The 1,784-nt window shown below is 74.5% G+C and carries 2 protein-coding genes; both read left to right on the top strand.

The features are described 5' to 3' along the window. The coding region (locus tag QH283_RS17810) for a putative PEP-binding protein (protein WP_348538286.1) at positions 1–1,082 on the top strand (1,082 nt) is incomplete at its 5' end. 25 nt (positions 1,083–1,107) lie between these two features. Beyond that, on the top strand, positions 1,108–1,784 hold a 677-nt coding region (locus QH283_RS17805; protein ID WP_280504118.1), incomplete at its 3' end, for an HAD-IC family P-type ATPase.

The following is a 1,784-nucleotide window of genomic DNA, read 5'->3' as shown; positions in this document are numbered from 1 at the left end:
GCGTGCCCTGCGTGGTCGGCGCCCGCACCGCCACGACCCAGCTCCCCGCGGGTGAGTTCGTCACCGTGAACGGCGCCACCGGCGAGGTGCGCGCCGGTCGGCCCGCCGCGCCCCGGGCGACCGTCACCTCCCCGGCCGCGGCCGCCGCACCCGCCGCCGAGACCACGGCGACCCGCATCTACGTCAACCTCGCCCTGCCCGAGGTCGCCGAGCGGATCGCCCAGGCCGATGTCGACGGGGTCGGTCTGCTGCGCGCGGAGAACCTGCTCACCCAGGCGCTGAACGGCATCCATCCGCGCGAGCTGCTGGCCCGCGGCGAACAGGAACGCTTCATCGACAGCATGGCCGACTCGCTGTCGCGGGTCACCGCGGCTTTCGCGCCGCGCCCGGTGGTCTACCGAGCCACCGACTTCCGCAGCAACGAATTCCGTGACCTGGACGGTGGCGCGAAATACGAGCCTGCCGAACACAATCCGATGATCGGCTATCGCGGCTGCTATCGCTACATCCGCGACCCCGAGGTGTTCGCGATGGAGTTGCGGGCGCTGGCGCTGGTGCGGGAGCGCACGCCGAATCTGCACCTGATGATCCCCTTCGTGCGCACCCGCTGGGAGCTGGAGGCGTGCCTGGAACTGGTCGACGCCAGTCCGCTCGGACGCCAGCGCGGCATGCACCGCTGGGTGATGGCCGAGGTGCCCTCGGTGGTGCACTGGCTGCCCGAGTACGTCGGTCTCGGCATCGACGGCGTGTCCATCGGCAGCAACGATCTGACCCAGCTGATGCTCGGTGTGGACCGGGACTCCGAACAGTGCGCCGATCTCTTCGACGAATCCGATGCTGCCGTGCTGGACGCCATCTCCCGCATCATCACCGCCGCGCGGGATCTCGGCATCACCTCGTCGCTGTGCGGGCAGGCGCCCTCCCGTCGCCCGGACTTCGCCGAACACCTGGTGCGCATGGGCATCACTTCCGTCTCGGTCACCCCCGACGCGGTGCCCGCGACGCGCCGCGCCATCGCCGCCGCCGAACGCCGGGTGCTGATGGAGCACGCGTTGGCCGCGAACCCCGACCGGTCGCGCTGAGCGGCCGCCCCCGAGGAGACCGGCGATGCCACAGCAGGCCACCCGAGACGCCGACCCGCCTGCGTCCGGCGCCGGGCTGAGCGCGACCGAGGCCGCCCGACGCCTGGCCGCCGCCGGGCCGAATGTCGTGGCGACCCGGCAGCCGGCGCGGCTGCGCGGGCGGGTGCTGCGGCAGCTGCGCGACCCGCTGATCGTCGTGCTGCTGGTGGCGGCCGTGCTGACCGCGGTGACCGCCGACTGGGCGGACATGACGGTGATCCTGCTCGTCGTGGTGGTCAACACCGTGGTCGGGCTCGCCCAGGAGATCCGCGCCGACCGCGCCATCGCCGCACTCTCGGCGATGACCGCCCCCACGGCTCGGGTGGTGCGCGACGGGGCGCAGGCCGAGGTGCCCGCCGAGCAGGTCGTGACCGGCGATCTGATCGTGCTCGGCGAGGGCGATGTCGTGCCCGCCGACGCGCGGCTGGTCGACGCCGCCGCGCTCATGGTCGACGAATCCGCGCTGACCGGGGAGTCGGTCGCCGTGGACAAGGACACCGTCGCCGTCGCCCGGGGCGGGGCCCGGGCCCCCCGCCCCCCCGCGGGGGGGGGGGGGGCGCGGGGGGGGGGGCGGGGGGGGCGGCGCCGGGCCCCGTCGCGGTGGGCCGCGACCGGTGGGCTCGTGGGGTCGTGGGCCGGGTGGTCCGTTCCGCCGCGGACGGC

Origin of the sequence: Nocardia farcinica (assembly GCF_029867845.1) — a bacterium.
GTDB classification, from domain to species: domain Bacteria; phylum Actinomycetota; class Actinomycetes; order Mycobacteriales; family Mycobacteriaceae; genus Nocardia; species Nocardia farcinica_A.
Note: the sequence above shows the minus strand (reverse complement) of the source record. Positions and strands in the feature narration are given on the sequence as shown.